Origin of the sequence: Mesorhizobium sp. M5C.F.Ca.IN.020.29.1.1 (assembly GCF_003997375.1) — a bacterium.
GTDB lineage: Bacteria > Pseudomonadota > Alphaproteobacteria > Rhizobiales > Rhizobiaceae > Mesorhizobium > Mesorhizobium wenxiniae.
Window position 1 is genome coordinate 1 of sequence record NZ_RZSW01000353.1, and the last position, 6,586, is coordinate 6,586.

Sequence of the window (6,586 nt, forward strand, 5' to 3'; positions counted from 1 at the left end):
GGCGTCTCGCGCTTGGCGCGCTCCGGATCGCAATGGATGAACTGGTGGTCGTCCGTGGCATCGGCGAACTGGTCGATCATGCGTTGCGAAACGACCCGCCACGGCGACACGCCGACTTCCTTGCCGACGCTGGCCAGAAGCACATCGAGACTGATCGGTTCCACGCTGATGTCCTCCATTTCAACCGTCCGGTACGCGAGCGGCTTCATTCCTTGAACAGTGTCAGCCCATGCTGCACCGACTGCCCGCCATCGATCGGCAGGATGGCGCCGGTGACATAGCTGCCGGCTCGGCTGCACAAATAGAGCGTTGCGCCGGCAATGTCATCCGGCGCGCCGATACGGCCGATCGGAACATGGCCGCCGACATGCTTGGCCTGGTCCTCGGTCGCGGTGGCAAAGGCGGTCATCCGGCTCTGGAAGGGGCCGGGGGCGAAAGCGTTAACGGTGATTTGGCGGGCGGCGAACTCGATCGCCAAGGTGCGTGTCAGGTGGTGAACCGCGGCTTTCGAGGCAGAGTATGAATAGGCGTCGTCCGCCAGCGGCTGCGTACCCATCACCGAACCCAGATTGATCACCCGGGCCGGATCGGCATCGCTGGCGGCGGCGTCGAGCAGCGGCAGGAGCTCGCGCGTCAGATGGAAGACGCCAGTGACATTGACACCGAACACCTTGGCCCAGGCATGGTAGGGGAAGCTTTCCAGCGGCGCGCCCCAGGAAACGCCGGCATTGTTGACCAGGATATTCAGCCGTTCGGTCCGTGCCTTGACCTGGGCAACCAGCGCCGCGATGCCAACCTCGCTGGAGACATCGCCGGCAAAGCCCTCGGCTCGGCCGGAGCCGCCGAGGCCGTTCAGTTCGCCGGCAACCCTGATGCAATCCTCGCCCTTGCGCGAGGCGATCATCACGGTAGCACCGGCCCTGACCAACGCGGTCGCCGCCATGCGCCCGATGCCGGTCGCAGCCCCGGTCACCAGCGCGGTCTTGCCGGCCACCGAAAACAGCTCATCCAGATAGCTCATCGCGATTCCTCCGCGCGTCCTTGCCTCGCCCAGCAAAAGGCTCGCGTTGACAAGGCTAACCGAAGTACGATCATCCCTGCCGCGGGTAAAGTGCCGGACCCATGTGACAGCGGTCGTGCCCGCTGGCCGACGCGATGGGGCGCGTGCCTACCGAACTGGGCAAGCCGAATGGCATGGTGTCTATAAGGCCCTGAATCAGAATAGCTCGAGGTTACGTCCATGTGGTTACAGCGGTTTGTCGGGGTTGTCCTTGTGTCGATGGCAAGTACAATTTTCGCCGAGGCCGCAGACAAGTTCCCGCCCTTTTGGCGCAAGTCGATGACCAACGACCCGAGTACGAACTATTTTCTCAAGAAATATTCGATCCCTTTGGATGATCCAGCCGCGACCGCAGTTAGAAATATCATGCTGGCGCGAGTTATCGGCGCCGAATGCCAGTGGTCCAAGCTCAATAAGGCCAAGGTCAAGCCTATCGCGATAGGATGATTGAGCCGCTCACGCCTGAGCAACTCAAAGCAGCCGCATTCGAAGGTGGTAGTGCGCTGCGTAGTTTTAACTACCAGGATCTCGCCCACCTTTGCGCCGGCATCGACTATCAATTTGGACCGAAGGGGGTGCCTATCGCGGGTGCCGTTTCAACTGGCAAGGGTGAACCAAAGTATCCCTTTGATCCGAGAAATCCATATTTTTGACTGCCGGATTTCACGGGCAATTGGTTAAACGGCATCCTCTCCGCAAAACGGAAGGGCCTACTCAGCCGGCTCGACATTGGTGTAGGCGGCTTCCTCGAGCTCGCGCTTCAGCCGCGATGCCTCTTCCACCTTCGGCGTCACGAAGCGGCCGAGCAGGAGATAGGCGACCGGGGTCAGGAATAGCGTCGAGACGGTGGCCAGACCCAGCCCGCCGACGATCACCCAGCCGAGCGCGATGCGCGCCTCGGCGCCGGCGCCGCTCGCCAGCACCAGCGGCACGCCGCCGAGCACGGTGCAGATCATCGTCATCATCACCGGCCGCAGCCGGATGGTCGAGGCCTGCTCGATCGCCTCGCGGACGCCGAGCCCGCGGTCGCGCAACTGATTGGCGAACTCGACGATCAGGATGCCGTTCTTGGCCATGACGCCGACCAGCAGCACCAGGCCGATCTGGCTGTAGGCGTTGAGGCTGGTGCCGCTGAGCAAAAGGGCAAAAATCGCGCAGGCAAGACCGAGCGGCACCGTCGCCATGATGATGACCGCACTGACGAAGCTCTCGAACTGAGCGGCGAGCACCAACAGGATGATGACCAGCGAGAAGCTGAAGATGGTGATCATGGCGCTGTTGGTCTCGCCCAGCGTCGCCGCCTCGGCCAAGGGGACGATGCGGCTGCCCGGCGGCAGGAGCGGCGTGGCGATTGCCTCGGCGCGGGTGAGCGCCTGGCCGAGCGCGAAATCGCCGCTGAGATTGGAGGTGATCGCCACCGACGGCTGCTGCTGCTCGCGGGTCAGCGAGGGCGGCACGGCGCGCTCGGCCAGCGTGGCAATGGTCGACATCGGCACGAAGCGGCCGTCGGCCGTCTTCAGGAAGATGTTCTCCAGGTCGGTCGGATCGTTGATTGGGTTGGTCGTCGAGACGAGCTTCACCCCGTAGCTGCGGTCGGCGATGTAGACGTCGACGACATCATTGCCGTCGAGCATGGCCTGGAAAGTATCGGCAAGCCCGGTGATGTCGATGCCGAGGTCGGAAGCGCGCTCGCGGTCGATGGCCACCGAAAGCTGGGGTTGCGTCGGGTCGACGGAGAGCCGGGGCGACTGGAAGCGGGCATCCTTCCGCATCTCGGCGATGATCTTCACCGCAGCGTCGCTGAGCGCTGCGCGATTGTTGCCAACCAGCGCGAACTGCAGGCCGCTGCCGGCGCCGCGAATGCCGAGGCTGTTGGGCTGCATCGGAAAGACGCGCACGCTCGGCACCTGCCGGGTGAGCCGGCTGATATCGGCCATGATCTGCTGCTGGCTGCGGTCGCGCTCGTCCCACGGCGCCAGCGTCATCACCATGAAGCCGGCATTGTAGGCGCCGTTCCGGCCGGCGCTCTCGAACGTATTGCGGATTTCGCCGGAATCGCGCAGCGGCTGGATCAGTTTTTCGATCTTCTGCATCTGCTCGGTCGTGTAATCGAGGCTGACGCCTTGCGGCGCGTCGACGCGCATAAGCACGACGGCACGATCCTCGGTCGGCGTCAGTTCCTGGCGAATCGTGCCGAACAGCGTGAAGGCGGTGGCTGCAAACAGCAGCGCGACCAGGAGTACGATCCACGGCGCGTCGAGGCAGGTGCGCAGGCATCGCCGGTAGAGCGTGTTCAGCGCACCGCCGATGCGGGCGCCGATGCCGCTGCCGCCTTCGTGGTGAAGCGGCGCGGCCGACAGCATGCGTGAGGCAAGCATCGGACAAAGCGTCAGCGCCACGACGGCGGACAGAAGCACCGATATGGCGAGAACGAAGCCGAATTCGCGGAACAGGCCGCCGGTCTGGCCGGGCAGGAAGGAAATCGGCACGAAGACTGCGACCAGCGTCAACGTCGTGGCGATGACGGCGAAGAACACTTCCTGGGCACCAAGCACGGCTGCGGCGCGTGGCCCCATGCCTTCGTTGCGTCGTCGCACGATGTTTTCCAGAACGACGATGGCGTCGTCGACGACCAGGCCCGTCGCCAGCACCAGGGCGAGCAGCGTCAATATGTTGACCGAGAAGCCGGCGAGATAGATGGCGGCGATCGTCCCGATCATGGCGACCGGCATCGCAAGCCCCGGAATGAGCGTCGCGCGCCAGTCGAGGAGAAACACGTAGATGACGATCAGCACGATGGAGACGGACAGGCCGAGTGCGATCTCGACCTCATGCACCGCGCCGTTGACGAAGACCGCATCGTCGCTGGTGACCTTGATCGACATGCCCTGAGGCAGATCGGCCTGCAGCGCGGCGACCGCGGCCCTGACGCCGGTCGAAATATCCAGCGTGTTCGATTCCGCCTGGCGGATGATGCCGAGACCGATGCCGGTCTTGCCGTTCGAACGCAACGTGGTCTGGCCGATATCGGGGCCGAGCGTGACGGTGGCGACGTCGCGGATGCGGGTCGTGCCGCCGATGATGATGTTTTCGAATTCCTCCGGCGTGGTCACGTCCGCCGTCGGACGCACGATCAGGTCCTGGTTGGTCGTGGTGATCGAGCCGGCCGGCGAATCGAAAGCCACCGAAGCCAGCGCTGTCCTCAGGTCGGCGACGGTGAAGCCCAGGCTGGCAAGTTTGTTCTGGTCGACATCGATACGGAAGATCTTGTCGCGGTCGCCATAGACCTGGACGTCGGCAACGCCGGGCACGGCGGCAAGCTCGTCCTCGATCTGGTCCTGGACCAGCACCGTCATGTCCTGCACCGACATGGTGTCGGAGGTGACAGCCAGGCGCATCACCGGCTCGGAATTGGCGTCGGCCTTGACGATGCGCGGCGCATCCGCCGTGTCCGGCATCTGGTCGACGACGCGGCCAACGCCATCGCGCACATCGGAGGCGGCGACGTCGAGGTCGACGCCGTCGTTGAACTCGATGGTGACGCGACTCGTGCCGAAGGACGAGGTGGACGATATCGTCTTCACACCGGAGACGCGGGCGACCGCGCCCTCAATCACGTCGGTCAATTCGCGGTCGACGGTCTCGGCCGCAGCGCCTTCAAAGGTCGTGTTAACGGTGACAACGGCGCGATCGACATCCGGCAGTTCGCGGACTTCGACACCGTAGAAGGCAGCAAGGCCGGCGACCGCGATCAGCGTGTTCAAGACCAAGGCCATCACCGGCCTGCGGATGAACAGTGCGGTAAAGCCTGTATCGCTGGCGGCGTTGTTGGTTGCGGTCATCAGCCGTCGGCGTCCGCGGCGCGCTGTTCTTCGCCGGCGATGCGGACCGCGCTGCCTTCGCTGACGCTCTGGGTGCCTTCGGTCACCACCATGTCGCCGCTGACGATCGGGGCATCGATCAGCACAGTCTCGGTGTTGCGCTGGATGATGCGCACGGCCACCCGCTTGGCCTTGCCGTCCACGATGGCCCAGATATAGGCACCGTCCGAACCCCACTGGATCGCCAGCGGACTGACCGCCGGATAGCTGTCGCCGGGGAATTTCATGGAGATCTGGAAGGACATGCCGGCACGCAGCGAATCGGCCGGGTTGGCGATCTTTGCCTTGACCAGAAGGGTACGGCTGGCTTCATCGATGTGGTTGTCGATAGCGGAAACCGTACCGGTATAGGCTTTGTTGGGATTGGCGATCGGCGTTGCCGACAATTGCGCGCCGATCTTGACGGCGGCGGCGAAGCGCTCCGGCACCCAGAATTCGACCAGTATGCTGGAGCGGTCGTCGAGGGTGGCGACCGCCGACTGGCTGGTCACATAATTGCCGGCGGCAATCGGCAGGATGCCGACCACGCCGGCAATCGGCGCGACGATCGAGCGGCGCTGCAAGGCCAGTCCCGCATCGCGAAGCGCCAGCTTGGCATTGGCCAGCACCACTTCGGCATCGGCAACGGCGACCGCTGTCGCAGCGTTGGAAGCCCGCAGCGATTTGACCCGGTCGAGCTTGGCCTGCGCGTCCTGCAAAGCAACTTTGGCGCGGTCTTGTGCGATCACCTCGGTGTCGGAATCGAGGGTGGCGATCACCTGCCCCTTTTCGACATGGGCGCCGGACTCGACCAGGAATTCGACGAGGCGGCCGGAACTGTAGGGGTTGACCGTCACCGAGGCGTTGGCGCGGCCGGTGCCGATCGCCTGCAGGCGATCGTTGATGATGGCGGCGGCTGCCGGCAATGCGACGATAGTCACCCGCTGACCGGCTGCGTTGCTGCTGCCTGCTTGCCCGGCGTTATCGACGGCGCCCGTTGGTGGCGTTGCGGCATAAGCCCAGTCGATGCCCCAGCGCGCCAGCACATCCGGCGCGCCTGGAAAAAAGCGAACCCAGGCGGCCGCAGCCGCGACGAGGATCACAAGTGCAAAAACGATCTGTTTCCAGGTGGCCATCGGCGCTCCGGTTGGCAAATATACCGCCTACGGTTCCCTAGGTGAAGTAGACGCGACGGCGCACTCCGACCCGCAGGATGACTCGTCGATATCAAAGCTTTATGGCAATTCTCCCGCTCGCTTGCACATTAAATCGGTGTAACGTTGATAGGGGCTACGCTCGGTCAAAACCGGATCAGCCGGCTGCCGCCAAAGGGGTGGTGCGCAGGATCGGCTTCAGATGTGGCTCGCTTTGCTGTCAATCATCTTCAAATCGAGCCGCGGAATGAGAAAGTCCAAGAATGCTTTAACTTTGGGGGGCTGAACGCGGCCTCCAGGCCGGATCGCATAGAGCGTTGGTTCGGGCCCCGCCCACTCGGGCAGGACACGAACCAGTCTTCCGGCGGCAACGTCCGACTTGACGCGCACATGGTTGGTCATGAGCAGGCCAACTCCCTCCAGCAGGAATCCCTGAAGCGCCTCTGGATCGCTGGCGACGGCCACTGCTCGCACTTTGAACTGGGACCGCGCGCCGCCGCTCGACAGGGGCC

Annotated in this window: 7 protein-coding genes; 2 read left to right on the plus strand and 5 right to left on the minus strand. The window is 64.0% G+C overall.

What is annotated here, in order from left to right:
* Both EOA85_RS23775 and EOA85_RS23780 read right to left on the minus strand, forming a co-directional pair.
* The coding region (locus EOA85_RS23775) for a MaoC/PaaZ C-terminal domain-containing protein (RefSeq protein ID WP_281033779.1) at nt 1–179 on the minus strand (179 nt) is incomplete at its 3' end.
* A gap of 26 nt (nt 180–205) precedes the next feature.
* Nucleotides 206–1,021 (minus strand): SDR family oxidoreductase, encoded by an 816-nt coding sequence (locus EOA85_RS23780; RefSeq protein WP_127211391.1) that lies wholly within the window; start codon nt 1,019–1,021, stop codon nt 206–208.
* A gap of 219 nt (nt 1,022–1,240) precedes the next feature.
* On the opposite strand from EOA85_RS23780, the gene EOA85_RS37670 reads away from it, so the two are divergent.
* Together EOA85_RS37670 and EOA85_RS37675 are read left to right on the plus strand one after the other, a co-directional pair.
* The gene (locus EOA85_RS37670; RefSeq protein WP_163603004.1) at nt 1,241–1,507 is read left to right on the plus strand and encodes a hypothetical protein; all 267 of its coding nucleotides are present in this window, start codon (nt 1,241–1,243) and stop codon (nt 1,505–1,507) included.
* Nucleotides 1,504–1,713: a hypothetical protein gene (locus tag EOA85_RS37675; RefSeq protein WP_164759835.1), complete on the plus strand. Its 210-nt coding sequence runs from the start codon at nt 1,504–1,506 to the stop codon at nt 1,711–1,713. Before EOA85_RS37670 ends, EOA85_RS37675 begins: the two co-directional genes overlap by 4 nt.
* Nucleotides 1,714–1,770: 57 nt before the next feature.
* Here the strand turns inward: EOA85_RS37675 and EOA85_RS23790 are convergent, their stop codons facing one another.
* The 3 genes from EOA85_RS23790 to EOA85_RS23800 all read right to left on the minus strand — a co-directional run.
* Complete coding sequence (locus tag EOA85_RS23790; RefSeq protein WP_127211392.1) at nt 1,771–4,902, minus strand: efflux RND transporter permease subunit; 3,132 nt, start codon at nt 4,900–4,902, stop codon at nt 1,771–1,773.
* Nucleotides 4,902–6,056, minus strand: a complete 1,155-nt coding sequence (locus EOA85_RS23795) for an efflux RND transporter periplasmic adaptor subunit (RefSeq protein ID WP_127211393.1) — start codon at nt 6,054–6,056, stop codon at nt 4,902–4,904. Before EOA85_RS23795 ends, EOA85_RS23790 begins: the two co-directional genes overlap by 1 nt.
* A gap of 216 nt (nt 6,057–6,272) precedes the next feature.
* The coding region (locus EOA85_RS23800) for a LysR substrate-binding domain-containing protein (RefSeq protein ID WP_245485976.1) at nt 6,273–6,586 on the minus strand (314 nt) is incomplete at its 5' end.